Source organism: Novipirellula methanifontis (assembly GCF_052161655.1).
GTDB lineage: Bacteria > Planctomycetota > Planctomycetia > Pirellulales > Pirellulaceae > Novipirellula.
In genome coordinates, this window is record NZ_CP197418.1 from 5,369,079 (window position 1) to 5,388,382 (window position 19,304).

Annotated in this window: 14 protein-coding genes and 1 pseudogene; all 15 read left to right on the forward strand. The window is 52.1% G+C overall.

Annotation, left to right across the window (positions count from 1 at the left end; translation table 11 throughout):
* Positions 1-12: 12 nt before the first annotated feature.
* The 15 genes and pseudogenes from SH528x_RS19555 (at position 13) to SH528x_RS19625 (ending at position 19,273) form a co-directional block, all read left to right on the forward strand.
* Positions 13-1,515 (forward strand): DUF1501 domain-containing protein, encoded by a 1,503-nt coding sequence (locus SH528x_RS19555; RefSeq protein ID WP_442505136.1) that lies wholly within the window; start codon positions 13-15, stop codon positions 1,513-1,515.
* 107 nt (positions 1,516-1,622) lie between these two features.
* Positions 1,623-3,104 carry a sulfatase-like hydrolase/transferase gene (locus SH528x_RS19560; RefSeq protein ID WP_442505137.1) on the forward strand — a complete coding sequence of 494 codons (1,482 nt, stop codon included), beginning with the start codon at positions 1,623-1,625 and terminating at the stop codon, positions 3,102-3,104.
* A gap of 402 nt (positions 3,105-3,506) precedes the next feature.
* A complete protein-coding gene (locus tag SH528x_RS19565; protein WP_442505138.1) occupies positions 3,507-4,706 on the forward strand; it encodes a kappa-carrageenase in 1,200 nt (399 codons plus the stop codon).
* Positions 4,707-4,780: 74 nt separating this feature from the next.
* The gene (locus tag SH528x_RS19570; protein ID WP_442505139.1) at positions 4,781-5,932 is read left to right on the forward strand and encodes a mandelate racemase/muconate lactonizing enzyme family protein; all 1,152 of its coding nucleotides are present in this window, start codon (positions 4,781-4,783) and stop codon (positions 5,930-5,932) included.
* Positions 5,929-7,365, forward strand: a complete 1,437-nt coding sequence (locus SH528x_RS19575; protein WP_442505140.1) for an aldehyde dehydrogenase family protein — start codon at positions 5,929-5,931, stop codon at positions 7,363-7,365. Before SH528x_RS19570 ends, SH528x_RS19575 begins: the two co-directional genes overlap by 4 nt.
* Before the next feature lie 87 nt (positions 7,366-7,452).
* Entirely contained in the window at positions 7,453-8,103 is a 651-nt protein-coding gene (locus SH528x_RS19580) for a bifunctional 4-hydroxy-2-oxoglutarate aldolase/2-dehydro-3-deoxy-phosphogluconate aldolase (RefSeq protein ID WP_442505141.1), read from the forward strand.
* Positions 8,103-9,194 carry a sugar kinase gene (locus SH528x_RS19585; RefSeq protein ID WP_442505142.1) on the forward strand — a complete coding sequence of 364 codons (1,092 nt, stop codon included), beginning with the start codon at positions 8,103-8,105 and terminating at the stop codon, positions 9,192-9,194. The genes SH528x_RS19580 and SH528x_RS19585 overlap by 1 nt, the downstream gene beginning before the upstream one ends.
* Before the next feature lie 147 nt (positions 9,195-9,341).
* Positions 9,342-10,739, forward strand: a complete 1,398-nt coding sequence (locus SH528x_RS19590) for a sulfatase-like hydrolase/transferase (RefSeq protein ID WP_442505143.1) — start codon at positions 9,342-9,344, stop codon at positions 10,737-10,739.
* A gap of 149 nt (positions 10,740-10,888) precedes the next feature.
* A pseudogene (locus SH528x_RS19595) lies at positions 10,889-11,977 on the forward strand (sugar porter family MFS transporter); the annotation flags it as partial.
* Between the two features lie 195 nt (positions 11,978-12,172).
* Positions 12,173-12,493, forward strand: coding sequence for an MFS transporter (locus tag SH528x_RS19600; protein WP_442512142.1), 321 nt, complete (start codon positions 12,173-12,175; stop codon positions 12,491-12,493).
* A gap of 133 nt (positions 12,494-12,626) precedes the next feature.
* Positions 12,627-14,609: a glycoside hydrolase family 127 protein gene (locus SH528x_RS19605; protein WP_442505144.1), complete on the forward strand. Its 1,983-nt coding sequence runs from the start codon at positions 12,627-12,629 to the stop codon at positions 14,607-14,609.
* 122 nt (positions 14,610-14,731) lie between these two features.
* Positions 14,732-16,396, forward strand: coding sequence for a sulfatase (locus SH528x_RS19610; RefSeq protein WP_442505145.1), 1,665 nt, complete (start codon positions 14,732-14,734; stop codon positions 16,394-16,396).
* Between the two features lie 153 nt (positions 16,397-16,549).
* Positions 16,550-17,566 carry a family 16 glycosylhydrolase gene (locus SH528x_RS19615; RefSeq protein ID WP_442505146.1) on the forward strand — a complete coding sequence of 339 codons (1,017 nt, stop codon included), beginning with the start codon at positions 16,550-16,552 and terminating at the stop codon, positions 17,564-17,566.
* 138 nt (positions 17,567-17,704) lie between these two features.
* Positions 17,705-18,001, forward strand: coding sequence for a hypothetical protein (locus SH528x_RS19620; RefSeq protein ID WP_442505147.1), 297 nt, complete (start codon positions 17,705-17,707; stop codon positions 17,999-18,001).
* A gap of 306 nt (positions 18,002-18,307) precedes the next feature.
* Positions 18,308-19,273 (forward strand): DUF808 domain-containing protein, encoded by a 966-nt coding sequence (locus tag SH528x_RS19625; protein ID WP_442505148.1) that lies wholly within the window; start codon positions 18,308-18,310, stop codon positions 19,271-19,273.
* Positions 19,274-19,304: the final 31 nt, after the last annotated feature.

The following is a 19,304-nucleotide window of genomic DNA, read 5'->3' on the forward strand; positions in this document are numbered from 1 at the left end:
AGGAAACCAATCATGTCAAACTCTGAAAAACTGTCACCCCTTGGTCGACGTCTGCTTGATCGTCGCGGATTCCTGCATACCGCGGGACTATCGACTAGCGCGTTGGCGCTCGCCAGCATGCTGAACAAGGACGGATTGTTAGCCGCGGATAATACAGCGGCGTTCGGCAAGAATCCAATTCGTCCGATCATCGATCCGAGCCGTCCCTACGCTTCACGACCGTCGCATTTCCCGATGCCCGCCAAACAAGTGCTTGTCATTTATTTGCCTGGGGCGGTTAGCCACGTCGACACGTTTGATTACAAACCGGAACTTGCAAAGCTGCATGGCCAAAAGCCACCCGGAATTCCTGAGGTGACGTTTGAAGGCCCTACCGGAAACATTGCGAAACCGTTTTGGGATTTCAAACCGCGAGGCGAAACTGGCAAGATGGTTTCGGATCTACTGCCGCATCTCGCCAATCATGTCGACGACTTCTGTTTCTTTCACGCATTAACCACCGACACAAGCGCTCACCCTCAAGGCGAGAACTTCATGAATACGGGGTTCACCATGGAAGGCTTTCCTTCGTTTGGTGCGTGGGTTACGTATGCATTGGGGACCGAGAACGAAGAGTTGCCGTCGTTTGTGGCGATCAACGATCCACGTGGAATGGCGAGAAGCGGCAAGAACAACTTCGGTAACGGCTTCTTGCCTGCCGCGTTTCAGGGCACCGATTTTAGTGCGACCACACCTCCGAACAATTTGCGTCGTCCCCAATCATTGACGTCGGCCGCGGATCGTGGCACGGTTGATTTGCTAAAGCGACTCAATGCGAGACATCTTCAGCAGTATCCGGGGGACGAGGATTTGGCGGGACGGATCGCCAGCTATGAATTGGCTGGCAAGATGCAAACCACGGTGCCCGACGTGATGGACATCTCGGGTGAAACCGCAGCGACACTGAAGGCTTATGGCGTCGAAGGAGGCAGCGAATTACGTGGCCAGTATGCCCAAAACTGCATCCTTGCTCGTCGATTGCTGGAAAAGGGCGTTCGCGTCGTTCAATTGTTCAACGGTAGCGATCCATCGGGCGGAAACGGTATCACAAATTGGGACTCGCACTCGGATATTAAAGAAACCCATTCGATGCAGGCCGAGATTATGGACCAGCCGACCGCAGCACTATTTGCCGATCTGAAACAACGAGGCATGCTCGAAGACACGTTAGTCGTTTGGGCGACCGAATTCGGACGCATGCCGTTTCTGCAAGGCAACGGCACAGGACGCGACCATAACCCGAGTGCGTTCACTTGTTTTCTCGCCGGTGCTGGCGTGAAAAAGGGATACAGCTACGGCGAAAGTGACGAATTCGGATTCAAAGGGGCGATCAACCCAACGACCGTCTACGATTTTAACGCGACCTTGTTGCATCTGATGGGACTCGATCACGAGCGTTTGACATTTTACCACAATGGGATCGAACGCCGGTTGACCAACGTACACGGTCACGTTGTCAAAGACGTATTGGCATAACAGGCCTCCGCAAACCAAACCTCAACCGAGTTTACCGCTGAGTTCCCCACGGGACTTGCGGACATCAAAATCCATTTCTCACGCGTTATCAGCTTGGAGTCTTTTGTATGAAGAATGTTGCCCCAATGGTTCGTTCGCGTTCGATGCAAGTGGGAATCAGCGTGTTCGCCATCGCAGTGGCACTGAGCTCGACCTCCGTTGATGCTGGCGATCCGCCTCGGCCCAATATTGTCGTAATCTTATGCGACGATCTCGGATACGCGGACGTTGGTTTCAACGGCGCCAAAGATATTCAGACACCTGCTTTGGATCGCCTGGCACATGACGGCACCATCTTTACGTCGGCTTATGTGACACACCCGTTCTGCGGTCCAAGTCGAATGGGGCTGATGGCTGGTCGTTATCCACACGAGTTCGGGGCGCCGTTCAATCTGCCCAACGCAGGATTGGGAATCGAAGAGTACAACCGCCAAGGCATCTCCGTCGACGAAACTTTGATCAGCACGGTGCTGCAGGGGGCGGGCTACTACACCGGAGTCATGGGGAAATGGCATTTGGGAATCGACTCGCAGTTTCACCCCAACAATCGAGGTTTCGATGACTTCTATGGTTTTCTCGGCGGCGGCCACGACTACTTTCCCGAGAAATACACGGCGACTTACGAGCGTCAAAAGAAAGCGGGAAAGACCGTATTCAACGATTACGTCTTGCCGCTGGAACACAATGGAAAAGAGGTCAATGAAACGGAATACATGACCGACGCGCTTTCGCGTGAAGGCGTTCGATTCGTGAACGATGCGGCCAAAAAAGACCAGCCGTTCTTTTTGTACCTTTCCTACAACGCACCGCATACACCGCTGCAGGCAAAGGAAGAGGACCTAGCCAAGTACGCTGGGATCGACGACGAGAAACGACGGACTTACGCAGCAATGGTGCACGCTGTGGACCGTGGCGTAGGCGAAGTCGTGAAGGCACTCGAGCAAACCGACGAACTCAATAACACCCTGATTGTGTTCCTCAGCGACAACGGTGGCAAAGAAGGTGCCGGATCCGATAACACGCCTCTGAATAAGGGCAAAGGAAGTGTTTACGAGGGTGGCTTCCGTGTTCCCATGTTTTTCCATTGGCCCAGTGTGGTTCCAGCTGGCAAACGGTTTGAACATCCCGTTTCGACGCTCGATTTCTACCCTACCTTCGCGCGTCTTGCAGGGGCAACCGTTCCAACGGACAAGGAACTCGACGGCAAAGATATTTGGCAAGACTTTTTGGCCGATCGCAGTTCGCGAACAGGACAGCCGATCTTTGCGATGCGTCACTACGCGGAGTTCAGTAACGTCGGCATCCGCCAAGATCAGTGGAAAGCATGTTGCATCGGCAAACATTGGACTCTCTTTAATATCAACGAAGATATCAGCGAAACGAAAGACCTGAGCCGCTCGTATCCCGAGGTCCTGCAAAACATGATTTCCGCCGCAGAAAAGTGGAGTCACGGCCACACGCAGCCATTGTGGTTTTATACCGCAAAGGAAGGTGAGAAGTGGACAGAAAACGAAATGCCAAATCCAGAGGCCATCTTTGGCAAAGATTAAGCAGATAGCCAAAAATCTTTCGGTTTATTAACCGTTTTGGCCAACATGGTGAAGCATGTATTCCTAATGTGTTTGTGTATTTTTAGCGTAGCGGAAGTCGTCAAGACTTTCGATCCACGACGAATGTCCCCCTAAACTCTTAGCGAGTTCCGCTAAGAAAAGCCACCCACTCGGTGCATCGTCAGATCGCAGTAGTGATCTTTCTCAGCCGAATGGGCGGACGATTTGCCCTTTCTTCTCTTAAAAAGTAGAGAATATTTGTCCAACTCGGTTGCGCATGGGGGTGGTTTTATAGCAACCCGATCCGAATCGGATTTGCTACTTGTCTCGTAGATCGAGAACCGACGTTCACCCACTTCGTCACGACCGAATTCCAACTCACCTTCCTTCTTGAAAGCCAAAATGACTGTTGCATTTAGAAACATTGCGTTTGGCGTGGTGGCCGTCTCGTTCGCGGCGTCCCCTTTGGCCATGGCCGACGATCCGAAACCGGTCGGTGACGTGCTGAAGGCGAGTCCGGCAGATTGGGAACTGGTTACTCAGTTTTCGGATGAATTTAATGGCAACGCAATCGATAAGTCGAAATGGAACATCGACACCGAAGATTGGGGCACATGGAGCTGGGAGCCTGACAACACAACGCAAAGTGAAGGGGCGCTGCATCTGCGGATGGTTCAAGACACTCACCAACGTGGCAACCAGAAACTGGATTACACCTCGGGGATTGCCAGGACTCATAAAACGATCACCTACGGCTATTTCGAGGCTCGGGTGAAAGGTTGCTCTCGGTTCCCCGGAGCTTCGCCTGCGTTTTGGCTGCATAGTAAGGGCCCCGAAAATCGCTATCAGGCGCGAGATGGTGAGACGGTGACCTACTCCGAGATCGACATCATTGAACTCCAACAGAGCGAATTTGACGCCAAAACGAAAGAGCATAATGGCGTCAACCATATCGACTGCAATCTGCACACGCAGTTGTTGAAGAATGGCACAAAGGAATGGATTCGTCCTAATACCAATCCGCCTATGTGCAAAAACGAATTCATTGCTCCTTGGGATCCACGTGACGACTTCCATGTCTATGGCGTTGAAAACACCCAGGATTGGGTTGTATGGTACATCGACGGAAAAGAGATCGGTAGAAAGCCGAATCTGTATTGGCATCTTCCCATGCACGTGACGTTTTCGCTCGGGCTTCGCTATCCCTTCGAAGCGTACAAAAACGGCAACCGGGTTCCTGTCCCTGAACTGACGACGAGCGATGGTTTTCCCACAACGATGTTGGTGGATTATGTGCGGGTTTGGCAGAACAGCGAAGCGAGAAACAGTGAGACGCAACAAGCCGAAACGCCAAAAGCGAAACCGAAGACAAGCAAATCGGCATCCGTAAAGCCGATTATGAAAAAGACTCAGTCGACGGATATGAGCAAAGAGCAGTTCATTGCGATGGAAAAAGCCAAATGGGAACAGAATGGCTGGCCATGGAACGCAGCTAAAGTTGAATCCAATTTTGACGAGATCGATGCCAACCAAGACGGGATCGCGACCGGCAACGAGCGACAAAATTGGTTCGCGAAGAAAAAGGCCTCGGAAAATAATTGAGCGGAGTGTCGTTCATCACCTGTGATTTGCTTTGCCAATAAGAAAATCGGTCCGCCAGCAAAATTGGGTACGCCATGAAGATTGATTGCATTCGAACTCACCATCTACGAGATAAGCTCGACACTCCGTTTGGCTTTTCGCAGTGGTATTACAACACCCGCAATACGATGTGGGTCGAGATCATTGCGGATGATGGGACTACGGGGTGGGGCGAATGTTACGGGCCTTCGGAGGTTTATCAGACGGCGATCACGAGCTTTTATGGGCCCCGGTTGTTAGGCCACGACCCGATTGCGATTGATCGACTGTGGCACAACATGTGGCAATGGTCGCTCGATTTCGCTCGCGGCGGAATCATGATGGGCGCGATGTCCGGAATTGATATGGCACTTTGGGATCTCAAAGGCAAGCATTTGGGGATGTCGGTTTCGGATCTGATCGGTGGCCGTTACCGCGATTCGTTTCCTTGTTACGCGACTGGCATGTATTTCAAGGAGATGTCCGAAGATGCATTGCTCGATTCGATCGTCGCCGAGGCTGTTGGCTATCGCGAACAGGGTTTCAAAGCCTTGAAGATTAAAGTCGGTAAAAATCTGGACTTCGATGCTCGCCAAATCGCTGCCATGCGAGATGCGTTACCCGATGCGATGTTGATGGCCGATTCCAATCATGCCTATGACTTGCCCGAGGCGATTCGCATTGGTCGTGTGCTTGATGACTACAACTATGCTTGGTTCGAAGAACCGTTGTCGCCCGAGTACGAATCCCAGTTTCGACAGCTGCACGACAAGGTGAACGTGCCGATCGCGACTGGCGAGTGTGAACAAACACGTTACGGGTTCCAGCGACTGCTGAAGTCGGGCGGCGTTCAGATTGCTCAGCCTGATCTCGCCTATTGCGGTGGCATCTCCGAGGCGTTGAAGATTCGTACGGTCGCCTCATCGTTAGGTGTCAACATCATTCCTCATTGCTGGGGTACGATGTTAAATCTAGCTGCCGCGACTCATTTCCTCGCTTCGGGGTTTCGCGAGCCAGGTCGACTCGAGGACGCCGGTGCGCTGCTTGAGCTCGATCGGACACCAAACCCGCTACGTGACGAGCTTTTTGAAACCCCAGTCAAAATCGAGAACGCCACCGCGTATGTGCCGACCGGCCCGGGCCTCGGCGTGGTGGTGGATAAAACCGCCCTCAAGAAATTCCAAGTCAAAGAAACCGAGATCCGATGAATCGACGATCGTATGCGATGCTAATCAATGGCCAGCGTATCACGACGGCAAAGACCTTCTCCGTCATCAACCCAGCAACGGAAGAAGTGATTGGTGAGGCCCCCGAGGTGGATGGGGAGTCGGTCCAACTCGCACTGACGTCTGCCCGTGATGCGTTCAAGAAATGGTCGCGACTGCCGCTGTCCCAGCGTCAAACCATTATTTTGAAGTACGCCGATTTGCTCGAGCAGAATCGTGATGAGATCATCGACCTGTTGATCTCAGAGACGGGCAAACCGATCGACAACGCCGAGTATGATTTCGGCATGCTCACCACCTGCTTGAAGTTCTTTTGCGAGGAAGCGGCACGGATCGATCAGCGGGTGATTCCCGACCCGGACGGTCAATTCCTGCATTACACGCTGCGTCAACCTTTGGGCGTAGTCGTGGGCTATTTGGCCTGGAATTTCCCGCTCTTGAATCTTGGCTACAAGCTTGGGCCTGTGTTGGCGGCGGGCTGCACCGCAATCATCAAACCGTCACAACTAACGCCTTTGGCAACCCTTCGTTGTGCTGAACTGTTAACCGATGCAGGGGTGCCCGACGGAGTGGTCAACGTGATTAGCGGAACCGATTACGACGTGACGGGGCCGTTATTAGAGAGTGACATTCCTTCCATGTTCACCATGATCGGATCGACGCGAGCAGGTGTCGGAGCGATGAAGTCAGCATGCACCAACGTTAAACATTTTTCCGTTGAACTCGGCGGCAATGCCCCCGTGGTGGTCTACGACGATGCCGACATTCAATCTGCGGCAACGAAAATCGTCGATTTGAAATTTGCAAACTCCGGACAAGTCTGTGTGTCGCCCAACCGATGCTTCGTTCACGAATCGGTGTACGACGCATTCATCGATGCCGCAAAGTCGCACGCCGCAGGAATTACCCTCGGTGCAGGACGCGGCGAGGGTCGCCGAATGGGCCCGATGTTAACTGGGAAAGATCGCAACCGCATGCTCGAACTGATCAGAGAGGCGGAGCAAGGTGGCGCATCGGTGGTCTGTGGTGGCAAGATCCCCGAGCAACACACAAAAGGCTTCTACTTGGAACCGACCATCCTTCGCGATGTGAAACAGGACATGAAGCTATCCTGCGACGAGATCTTTGGTCCTGTGTTACCAGTCATCCGATTCACGGACGATGACGATGTGATCGCAATGGCGAACAATACTATTTACGGATTGGCGGCCTACGTGTTCACGACCAACCTGTCTCGCGGATTAAAAGCGGCCGCCGAAATCGAATCAGGCAGCGTCTGCGTGAACGCGGTACATTATTCTGTCCAACTACCCCACGGGGGATTAAAGCAAAGCGGGGTTGGAAAAGATTGTTCTCGCTACAGTTTGCAAGAATACATGACGCTGAAACGAGTTTCCGTCATGATCGAGTCTTAAGTGAATACGGGACGCAGTGAAAGCGACTAAAGTGCCGCAACTGAAATCTCCTTCGACAAACACAAATGAAACCGAGTGAAACAGAGAATGTTCCCCAACGATATCTTGCAACGATTGAAACGGACCGGTGTCGTCGCAGGGTTCTCCGTCGAGAAGGTCGAACACGCGGTGCCGTTGGCCAAGGCGTTGTTGGATGGCGGGATCGAAGCGATCGAGTTGACGCTGCGGACCCCGGCAGGAATCGAAGCGATCAAAGCGATTTGTACCCATGTGCCTGAGGTGCTGGTAGGTGTCGGTACCATTTTGACACCGGATACCGTCCTGCAAGTGAAGTCGGCAGGCGCCGCATTTGGCGTTGCGCCTGGGATGAACCCTCGTGTCGTTCGTGCGGCGCAGGACGCTGGGCTTCCGTTTGCACCGGGAATCGCAACGCCTTCGGATCTCGAAGCCGCTATTGAACTGGGGTGCCAGTTCGTGAAATTTTTTCCCGCAGAAGCCCTGGGGGGGATTACCTATCTACGCAGTATGAGTGCTCCCTACAAACATCTCGGGATCGAGTACTTCCCGCTCGGAGGCCTGAATGCGGAGAACATGATGGACTATTTGCGAGAGCCCAATGTGCCTGCGATTGGTGGATCGTGGATTGTGAAACAAGAATTGGTGAACAACGAAGACTGGGCCGGTCTCACCGCTCGCGCCGCGGATGTTGTCACCGCAAGTAAAGAAAGGATGAATTGATGAGCAAGGCTATCGTCACTTTTGGTGAAATCATGGGCCGTCTAGCGGCGCCCGACCATTTGCGTTTGCGTCAGGCACGTGACTTTGAAGTCACCTACGCCGGAGCGGAGGCCAGTGTTGCTGTTTCCATTTGCAATTTTGGCGGATCGGCACGCTATGTTACGGCACTTCCGAAACATGCACTCGCCGACGCGACCGTTGATTCTGTTCGAGCCATGGGCGTCTGCACCGAACATATTCTGCGAACCGACGTAGGTAGATTAGGACTCTATTTTCTCGAGACCGGGGCCAATCAACGTCCAAGCAATGTGATTTATGATCGGGCGGATTCGGCGATCGCGATCACGCCAGCGGAACAATATGACTGGGATGCCATCTTCGACGACGCCCAGTGGTTGCATCTCAGTGGGATTACGCCCGCGCTTTCGAAGAATGCGGCGAATGCAACGTTGGTGGCGGCGAAAATTGCCAAGTCAGCTGGCTTGCAAGTTTCGATCGACTTGAATTTTCGCGGAAAGCTATGGAACTGGAATTCGTCCAAGCGTCCGCGAGAATTGGCCCAAGAAACGATGCGTACGATTCTTCCGTTCGTCGATTTGGTGATTGCCAACGAAGAGGATTGCCATGACGTACTCGGCATCCAAGCGGGCGACACAAATGTGCATTCTGGATCGCTGGACACATCTCGCTATCCCGATGTCGCACGCCAAGTGGTGAAGCAGTTTCCGAATATTAGCAAAGTGGCGATTACGCTTCGAGAAAGTCTGTCGGCATCCCATAACAATTGGGGAGCGATGTTGTTTGACGCGGCCTCTGACAAATCGTTCTTTGCTCCACTGGACGGTGACGGAAATTACCAAGCGTATCAGATCAAAAATATTGTTGATCGCGTGGGCGGCGGAGACGCATTTGCGGGCGGGTTGATCTTTGCGTTGACGACTCCGCAGTGGAGCGATCCGCAAACGGCAGTGAAATACGCAGTGGCCGCTTCGTGTTTGAAGCATTCCATCAAAGGTGACTTTAATTTTTCGACACGTAACGAAGTGGAAGCCTTGATGGGCGGATCCGCTTCAGGACGTGTGGTGAGGTAACGAACGTGAAGGTATTGTGGGATAGGCTTCTAGCCTGTCAGACCGCGAATACGATGAACAGACTGGAAGTCTATCCTACATAGAACTTAGCCTTGCACATGACGACAGGCTGGAAGCCTATCCCACATAACTCAACGAGAGAAGAATATGCGAAACCCTTTGATTGTTATCACGATGCTGCTCGCGATGCTTTCGACTGCCACCGCGGCGGACAAGCCGAACATTGTATTGCTGTTTGCCGATGACGCTGGCTACGGCGATTTTGGATTTCATGGTAGTCACCATTTCAAAACGCCAAACTTGGATCAACTCGCTAAGTCCGGCGTGTTGCTAAAGAGTTTCTACGTGAGCGGCGCCACTTGTGGTCCATCACGCGCCGGATTGCTTTCGGGGAAATACCAGCAGCGTTTTGGATACGAAGAGATTAACGTCCCTGGAATCATGAGCGAACACAGCAAGTTGCTCGGTGATGAAATGGGATTGCCTACCGAGCTGCAAACCATGGGCGACCATTTGCAGGGACTCGGCTATCACACTGGGATTTTCGGCAAATGGCATATGGGTGTCGCAGACCGATACCATCCACTGAAACGCGGTTTTGATGAGTTTTATGGCTTTCGAGGCGGCGCTCGCAACTTTTTTGCTTACCGCGATCCCAAATCCACCGCACATGAGAATTGGATGGAGCGAGGATTCGAGAACTACAAAGAGCACGAAGGTTATCTGACGAATGTGCTTGCCGACGAGACGTGCAGTTTCATCGAACGCAATAAGGAAAAGCCCTTTTTTGCATTTGTCTCGTTCAATGCCGTTCACACGCCGATGCAGGCCGACCCGCAAGACAAAGACACGTTTGCCAATCTAAGCGGCGATCGCCGAATCGCAGCGCAAATGATGTTGTCCATGGATCGCGCGTGTGGCCAGATCATCGATAAGCTCAAAGAACTCGGGTTGACCGAAAATACCATCGTCGTTTTCACGAACGACAATGGCGGCCCCATGGATAAAAATGGCTCAAGCAACTATCCGTTTGCGGGGGTCAAGGCGACTCAACTCGAAGGCGGACTCCGCGTTCCGGGGATCATCGCTTGGCCTGGGAAATTGGATGCTGGGACGGCCTATGACAAACCGCTTATCACGCTAGATTTGTTGCCGACGTTTGTGAAAGCCGGCGCTGGAGATCCATCTGCTATCGAAGGCCTCGATGGCGTCGACATGATTCCCTTTTTGCAGGGCGTCAAAACGCAGCGACCTCACCAGACGCTGCACTGGAAAATGGAGACGCGCGGAGCCATTCGCGAAGGCGACTGGAAAATGATCCGCTATCCCGACCGGGCGGTCGAGCTGTTTGACATCGTGCAGGATCCAGCCGAACAAAATAACCTCGCTGCGTCGAACCCCGAAAAAGTGAACCAGCTGTACAAACAGATGTTTGCTTGGGAGCTCGAACTGCAACGTCCGCTGTTCATGTTACGCCGCGAAGAAGAGGGTTGGTCGTCACGCCGAGCGGATCAGTTTCGCAAGCCACCTGCAGAAGATTATTGAGAGCTAGTGCATGATCCAACCTAAGAATTAGGGGTCGAGCTGTAGCGAAAGTCGCCAAGACTTTCGGCAACTCACGGCATGGCCGAAGAATTTTGTAGGACCGGCAATTTTCAAAATGCTCTAGCACATTCTTTCGCGGCGATAGCCAAACATCCGACGCGTTTTATACCACTGGGATTGCGACGATGAATTCACATACGCGAAACGCGTTTATTTACGCGACGATTGTTGCCATGGGCGGCTTTCTGTTTGGGTTGGACGCGGCATTGATTGCGGGTACCGTCGACTTTATCAGCGAGGAGTTTTCGCTAACGTCGATGCAGTTGGGAACGGCCGTTAGTGCGCCAGCTTTGGGGGTACTGATCGCATTGCCCTTTGCTGGCTATATCTGCAATCGCTTCGGGCGAAAAAAAGCGATTCTATTGATCGCGGTCCTTTATCTGATCTCTGCCCTCGCATCCGCTTTTGCTCCGAGCTACGAAGCCCTGGTCGTCGCACGTTTTCTTGGCGGGCTTGCGTTTAGCTCGATCTCGTTGGCGTCGATGTACATCGGCGAAATCGCACCGCCAAAATGGCGTGGAAAATTAGTGTCGATGACTCAAATCAATATCGTCTTCGGCTTGTCTGGCGCCTACTTCGTCAACTATCTCATTCATCACTGGGCTGTTTCAGGCGGTGCATGGGTCGTGTCAATAGGGATGGACACGCACACTTGGAGATGGATGCTCGGCTCTGAAATCCCTTTTGCAGTACTTTGGTTCGGTTTGCTGCTGTTCATCCCAGAAAGCCCCTCGTGGTTTGTTTATCAGCATCGCACCGACGATGCCAAACGAACGTTGCGAAAGCTGTTGCCTGAGTCTGAGATCGAGCATCACATCGAAGAAATGCTTGAGAGTTTAAAAAAGAGTTCGGAAGACCATTCGATAGCGTCGCAACTAAAAGAGATCTTTAGTCGGCGGATGCGATTGATTTTCATCATCGCATTCACGATCGCGGTTGCTCAGCAATCGACGGGCATCAACGCGATTCTGTTCTACGCTCAAACAGTTTTCAAGCAATTGGGGATTGGGACCGATGCGGCGTTTGTGCAAGCGATCTGGGTTGGATTGACGAGTGTGGTGTTTACAATTTTGGGATTGTTGCTAGTCGACAAGCTAGGTCGCCGTCCTTTGATTATTTGGGGGATGGTTTGGATCATTGCTAGTTTGGGGCTTTGCGCGTTCGCGTTTAATAAAGCTCGCTATGTGCTTAGCGAAACCGCGATTTCGGAAATGGTGGACATTCCTGATGCGAATCGTCTCGTTCCATTAGCGGGCGTTCAATACGACAATGATGTCGAATTCAAGAATGCGGTTCAGAAAGAGATCGGAGAAAGTGACGCTCAAAAACACCAAAGTCTACTGCTAGAAAGAAGCATTCAGATCGACGCGACGATGGTGTTGGTGGGGATCCTTAGCTTCATCGGTGCATTTCATTTTTCGGTTGGACCGGTGATGTGGGTTCTGTTCTCGGAAATCTTTCCAATTTCAGTACGCGGTATCGCGATTCCGTTCTTTACGATCATTACCAGTTTGACCAACTACGTCGTGCAAAAGTTTTTCCCATGGCAGTTGGAGAACATGGGCATGGCCTCCATCTTTCTGTTTTATGCTGCGACGGTAGCGATCGGTCTTGTGATCCTTTTCTTTACGCTCAAAGAGACAAAGAATATGAGTATCGAGGAGATTCAACTAGCGCTAGTTTCAAAACCCTAAGGTGTGAATTTGCATCCGGTTTTCGACGCGGCAGAACGACGCCGCCGGCAGTTCACCGGCGAGTACCGAGCGGACGGTGTAGCGAGAACCGCTACTCCATCGAAATCTATTTTGGAATTGAGTAACGACTTCAATGAAAACTTCGACTTCCCATACTCGTGCGATCGTAAACAACTCAAAAAGTCCTTACGTAATCCTTCGCAACATCAACTATGGTGATTGTCGATGGACCAATGGATTTTGGGCAGAGAAATTCAAGCAGTGCGCTGAAGTCATGGTTCCCTATATGGGATCGGTTCTCAAAGGCGACATTGGGCATGGCTATAACAATTTTAAGATTGCAGCCGGATTAATGGAGGGCCAACATAAGGGGTTCGCGTGGCACGATGGTGACTTCTTTAAATGGATGGAAGCGGCCACCTATGTCTACGCGATGAATCGAGATGACGCGATTCTGAATGAACTGGACGACGTGATCGACGTGATTGGCAGGGCGCAAGAAGACGACGGATACCTGCACACCAATATTCAAATCGATGGCATCCCGCATTTTTCCAACCGCAAATATCATGAGATGTACAACTGCGGCCACTTGTACACGAGTGCCTGTATTCACAATCGTATTACGGGTAAAACCAACTTTCTGGCGATCGCGATTAAGAATGCGGATCTACTGTACAAGTTGTTTCAGCCGCAGCCCAAAGAACTGTCGCGGTTTGGTTTCAATCAATCTCAAATCATGGGATTGACGGAACTTTACCGCAGCACGAGAGACCGGCGGTACTTGGAGTTGGCGGAAATCTTTATCAATAACCGTGGCAAATCGGAGGTCGTTGAAGACGCCAGCACCGCAGGCTATCCGATCGGTGACATGGTTCAAGAACGCGTCCCACTTCGCGAGGAAACCGAAGCGGTGGGACATGCCGTGCTTGCACTTTACTACTATACAGGCGCGGCGGATGTGTATGCGGAAACGGGCGAAAAAGCTCTGATTGATGCACTGGATCGGCTTTGGGACAACGTCGCAAACAAAAAGATGTATGTCACTGGTGCCGTTGGACAAGCCCACTTTGGTGCATCCACTCGTCGTGACAAAATCGAAGAAGGGTTTCTGGATGAATACCTCATGCCGAACTCCACCGCCTACAACGAGACGTGCGCCAATATTGCCAACGCCATGTTCAATTGGCGATTGCTGAGCATCAAGGGCGAATCGAAGTATGCGGATATCATGGAACTTGTGCTTTACAACAGTGCATTGGTTGGCATCAGTGCCGATGGTAAGCACTACTTCTATGCCAACCCGCTGCGAATGAACCACGGGCAACGCGAATACGCGGACCATCGAGATTGCACCGAGTCCGCGAACCGCGAACCGTACATCGAATGCTTTTGCTGTCCTCCCAACTTGGTCCGTACCATTGCGAAAGCGTCGGGGTGGGCCTACAGCTTGTCTGAAAACGGAGTGACTGTGAACCTGTTTGGCGGCAATAAACTGGACACGACGCTGCTGGACGGATCTGCTTTGAAGTTGACGCAACAAACTTCCTATCCTTGGGAGGGGCAGGTTCAGCTAACGGTCGATGAGTGCAAGACGCCCCCCTTTTCGATCAGCGTGCGCATACCGAACTGGGCAGTCGGAACGACCATCCAGATCAACGGCAACGATGCGAGAGTCGAGGTCATTCCGGGAACCTTTGCGGTGATCGAGCGTGCGTGGCAGGCCGGCGATGTGATAACGCTCGACATGCCGATGGAGGCCACTATGGTTGAAGGGCACCCTCGCATCGAAGAAGTGCGCAACCAAGTTGCAATCAAGCGAGGGCCGATTGTGTATTGCATTGAGACGCCTGATTTGCCCGCGGGAGCAAAAACGCTCGACGTTTACCTCGAAGGCGACTCCGAGTTGAAAGTGTCGCATCGTCCTGACCTATTGGGCGGAGTGACGATGATCAGTGCCAACGTGCTTTTGCGCCCCGATACGGCCCAAGGCATGTACCGTGCGGTCAAAAAGCCTCAATGGAGTTCGCATAAAGTCGACTTCGTTCCGTACTATGCCTGGAGCAATCGAGGTACGGCTGAAATGACAGTGTTCGTACCGGTCGTTTGGAAGTGACCCGGCGTGGTGCGAAAGTCGCCAAGGCTTTCGCCAGACAATTCAAGAGTTGAAACAGACAGAAACGCTTGGCGAGTTTCGCTTTTACAACGACTTCGCAATATGCAATGGGAAACAGACATATGATGAAATACTTCGGATTGATCGCACTATTACTTTCACAAATCTCGCTCCATGGTGACGAGCCGAATTCGGTTGCCGATCAAGTAAACAACGCAAAACGACCGAACGTGCTGTTCATTGCGATTGACGACTTGCGTCCTGAACTCGGATGCTACGGGTCGGAAATTGCGATCACTCCTAACTTGGACAAGCTGGCGGGTGATGGATTGCTGTTCAATCGAGCTTATTGTCAAGAAGCAATTTGCAGTCCGTCGCGTGCCAGTCTGATGACAGGGGCCCGCCCCGACACGATCGGCGTGGTTGAGAACAACGCGAAATTCCGTGATCTGAATCCGGACATCATCACCCTTTCACAGCACTTTATCGCAAACGGATACGAAGCCGTTCATTGCGGAAAGATTTTTCACAATCCTGAGCATTCCGATATGGCGAACTCGTGGAGCCGGCAGCCGTCAAAGAAAAAGCTGAAGCTAAAGGCTCCCTTCCCCGCCTATGCTCTCCCAGAGAACCAAGCGATCCAGAAGAAGAACCTGGAAATTTTGGAAGCTAAATACGGCAAGGGCATCAAAGGCACAGGCTTGGTCCATGGCCCCGCTTATGAATGTGCCGATGTGCCTGATCAAGCCTATCGAGACGGCTACAACACGGACCTTGCCATCGCCACGATGAAAGAGTTGATGGCCGAAGGCGACAAGCCGTTTTTTCTTGGTTTAGGATTCTATAAGCCGCACCTTGAGTTCATTGCTCCGAAACGTTACTGGGATCTCTACGATCCAGCAATGATTCCTTTGGCCGAACATGACGAAGCACCCATCGGTGGTGCGGCAATGGGACTGCATGCGTCCTTTGAGTTGCGAGTCCGCGACGGCATTTCAAAGTTTGGACCGATTGAGCCCGAACTGGCTCGGACACTCAAACACGCCTATCTGGCCTGCGTCAGCTACGTTGACGCACAAGTTGGACGCATGCTGGCGGCACTCGACGAAGCAGGATTGCGTGAGAACACCATCATCATTGTTTGGGGCGATCATGGCTGGCACCTCGGTGACATGGGCGTCTGGGGCAAGGCGACGAATTATGAAATTGCGACTCGGGTACCGCTGATGATCTGGACGCCCGATATGCCCGCGGGCAGTCGGGGCAAGACCACGGATGCTCTTGTTGAACTCGTCGACATGTATCCAACGCTTTGCGAACTGGCGGGACTCGCCCAGCCATCCCATTTGGAAGGAACCAGTTTCAAGCCTTTGCTAGAAAGCCCGAATCGTGAGTGGGAAACAGCCGCATTTAGTCAATTCCCTAACCCGGCATTGCGAGAGTGGGCTGCCAATCCGTTGCAGCAGAGCATGCGTGAGACCTTCTTCGGGCCGTTGATCGAAGAAGTCGAATCGCGGATCAAAACACAGCAAAAAGAGAAATGGGACCGCGACGTGTTTGAGAATCATTTGATGGGGTACACGATGCGAACGGACCGCTACCGTTTGGTGGTCTGGAAAGATGTACGAACCCCCGATTCGGAACCGATCGACATCGAGCTGTACGACCTCAAGAGCGATCCAAATGAAACCGTGAACATCGCCGATCGTGAACCGGCGCAGGTGAAAAAGTTGCTAGAGCAGTTTAATGCCGGCTGGAAAGGAAGTCTGCCAACGGCCATGAAATAGTAGGACTGACGATACGCCGAGACTCAGCGCAATCCGAGTTTTTAATCGGCAATCAAGTCGCGGAACTCGTCAAGAACTTTAGCTCTGAGAAATCGACATGAATTCTCTGAGGCTATCGTTTCGAGATAAATCCACAACAAAAGAGAGTGACTCATGAACAGCTTGCCAATCAAACCCTACGCCGTTGCTTCGCTCATTGCCATTCTGACAATGGGCAGTTCTGTCATCGCCAAAGACTCTCCAAACTCGGCGGATTCCAAGAAAATTCTCCCCGCGTCGGATCCCTCGAATTCGGGCGGCTGGGTTCTCAATGAAGCCGTCAGCGACGAGTTCAATGGCGACAAAATCGATAACGACAAGTGGTTCGTCCAAGGCCAAAACGGCGAATACTATATTTGGAAAGGTCGTGCGCCTTCTCAATTCGCCGCCCACAACGTCCGCGTCGAAGACGGAATGTTGAAGCTGAGGTCACAATGGGAACCGGACTTTGATTTCGCCAAGGAAGACTACGCGGGTGGAACCTATGGTGACAAAGTCGCCCCAGTCACGACCGCCGGCGTGATCACACGAAAACGTTTTCTCTATGGTTATATGGAAACTCGATCCAAGGCAGGCAATGCTGCGATGACCAGCTCGTTCTGGACGATCGGCCATCAGAGTGAGCTCGATATCTACGAGCAAATGGGGAACCCCAAGATGGGAACTCATACGATGGAAAACGACTTTCTTTTTACAGTGCACGATTGGCGTCCCGGTCGCTTTCAGGCGGAGGTTGGAAACAACAAAACGTTCACTCACAAGCATAAATTACCGTTTCGCGTTGCGGATGACTTTCATGTCTACGCATGTGATTGGGGCCCCGAACATCTAAAGTTTTATTTGGACGGTCAACTGATTCACGAAACCACCAAAGAAGCGGTCGGAGATGGATGGGTGTTAACCAATCCTATGGAGATCTGGTTCGATTCGGAAATCTTTCGCTGGATGGGATATCCGGACAAGGATGAGTTGCCGGTGGATTATGAGGTGGACTATGTACGTGTTTGGCAGAAACCGGAAGCCAATTTGCTTGATCGTGCCTTCTACGGATTCGAAGGGCCTCTGCTTTATCAGGACAACCCCAAGCCTTTGGATTTGACGCCCGAAACGGATACCGAGAATGATTATTAGAAATTTTGGCGGATCGACGATGACTCGCCATTCTCGACGGTCTATGAAAAGTTCGCTGGCGGTATCAAAAGTCTGAAGTTCGATCCAAGTGTTGAGATTACGGGTGACAAAACCGCGGTCGCGGGTCCCGATGGATCAGTGAATCTTCCCAAGGGCAAGTTCACACTTTCAATGGAAGTGTGGGCCGAGTCCAATAGTCCGCTTCGCAAGATCCATGTGACGTTGAAGAGCCCAAATCAGGAGATTGGTACATTTGATTTAAGTGAATTGCAGTCGGGGAAATGGGTCACGTTGACACAAAACTTCGATCGTGAGCACGGATCGAATGGGGACGACTGCATGGAAATTAGCGTTCAGAAAGCGGACACGTCGCAGAGCGAGGACGCTGGCGTTGTTTATATCGATGAGATTGCCATTCGTGCTGCTAACCATTGATCGGCTTCTCGCGGCGATCCGATGACACACGATCATCGGAAGAGGTGTTGTAAGAACGCGTCACGCGTTGGGACCGGGATGCGTTCGAGCACGACGTCTCGATGGCCCCTCAGCAGGCTTTATTGGGCTCAATCGCATGAGATGAGTGCGTTACGGTACGATTTTGGAGGCCAATCAACCTCGATGTGACATGTCAGAGAGGCGTCGGCTTGTGTATAACCTGCATTACGCCGGCTCAAAATATGAATTAAGACGGGCCGTCGCAAAGTCACTTTCCTGCCTCGATTCGATTTTGGGATTAATGATATGGCCAGTGGTTTGTTGATGTTGTTAGACGACATAGCTACCATTCTCGACGACATTGCAATCCTGACCAAAGTGGCTGCTAAGAAAACAGCGGGCGTTCTGGGAGATGACCTGGCGCTGAATGCCCAGCAGGTAACAGGAGTCGACGCGCGACGTGAGTTGCCTGTCATCTGGGCGGTCGCGAAAGGCTCGCTTATCAACAAAGCGATATTGGTGCCGATCGCACTCGGGCTGAGCGCTCTAGCCCCTTGGTCGATCACGCCGCTACTGATTATCGGTGGCTTGTATCTTTGTTATGAAGGCTGTGAGAAGCTCGCTCACAAGTTCTTGCATCACGAAGAAGACGAACAGCATCATCAGGAACTGGAAGCCGCGTTGACCGATCCCAAGGTCGACATGGTTGCGATCGAGAAATCGAAAATACGAGGAGCCATCCGTACTGACTTTATTCTCTCGGCCGAGATTGTGGTGATCACATTGGGGACCGTTGCGAGTTCACCGTTTGCCACTCGACTGATGGTCTTGGTGGCGATCTCGCTGTTGATGACGGTTGGGGTCTACGGTTTAGTGGCCGGGATTGTCAAAATCGATGACCTGGGAATGCGGTTGATTCGTTCGAAAACCGACAAGTCAGATCCTGGCCTCCGTCAGAAGTTGGGCTATGGACTCATCACTTCTGCACCGTACTTGATGAAGTTTTTGTCGGTCGCAGGAACAGTCGCAATGTTTCTGGTAGGCGGTGGGATTTTGACGCACGGCATTCCAGTGCTTCATCACCTTGTGGAATCACTTGTTCACCCGCTCGCGGAAATTGCCTCGATGGGCAGCGTTTTGGCTAGCATCGCCAAAATGATCCTCGACGCATTGCTTGGAATCATCGGAGGAACGATCTGTTTGTTGATCGTCACGGGGGTGCAGCGTCTGCGCGGACGCAATCAAGCGACCGAAAGTGGTGCGGCGGGCTAGTGCTGGACAGCTAAAGCTAAAAAGTTGACGT

Coding starts and splice junctions, on each gene's coding strand:
- SH528x_RS19610 (WP_442505145.1), top strand. CDS start 14,732: ATGATGAAATACTTCGGATTGATCGCACTATTACTTTCACAAATCTCG.
- SH528x_RS19590 (WP_442505143.1), top strand. CDS start 9,342: ATGCGAAACCCTTTGATTGTTATCACGATGCTGCTCGCGATGCTTTCG.
- SH528x_RS19605 (WP_442505144.1), top strand. CDS start 12,627: ATGAAAACTTCGACTTCCCATACTCGTGCGATCGTAAACAACTCAAAA.
- SH528x_RS19585 (WP_442505142.1), top strand. CDS start 8,103: ATGAGCAAGGCTATCGTCACTTTTGGTGAAATCATGGGCCGTCTAGCG.
- SH528x_RS19560 (WP_442505137.1), top strand. CDS start 1,623: ATGAAGAATGTTGCCCCAATGGTTCGTTCGCGTTCGATGCAAGTGGGA.
- SH528x_RS19565 (WP_442505138.1), top strand. CDS start 3,507: ATGACTGTTGCATTTAGAAACATTGCGTTTGGCGTGGTGGCCGTCTCG.
- SH528x_RS19555 (WP_442505136.1), top strand. CDS start 13: ATGTCAAACTCTGAAAAACTGTCACCCCTTGGTCGACGTCTGCTTGAT.
- SH528x_RS19600 (WP_442512142.1), top strand. CDS start 12,173: ATGGTGTTGGTGGGGATCCTTAGCTTCATCGGTGCATTTCATTTTTCG.
- SH528x_RS19615 (WP_442505146.1), top strand. CDS start 16,550: ATGAACAGCTTGCCAATCAAACCCTACGCCGTTGCTTCGCTCATTGCC.
- SH528x_RS19575 (WP_442505140.1), top strand. CDS start 5,929: ATGAATCGACGATCGTATGCGATGCTAATCAATGGCCAGCGTATCACG.
- SH528x_RS19570 (WP_442505139.1), top strand. CDS start 4,781: ATGAAGATTGATTGCATTCGAACTCACCATCTACGAGATAAGCTCGAC.
- SH528x_RS19580 (WP_442505141.1), top strand. CDS start 7,453: ATGTTCCCCAACGATATCTTGCAACGATTGAAACGGACCGGTGTCGTC.
- SH528x_RS19625 (WP_442505148.1), top strand. CDS start 18,308: ATGGCCAGTGGTTTGTTGATGTTGTTAGACGACATAGCTACCATTCTC.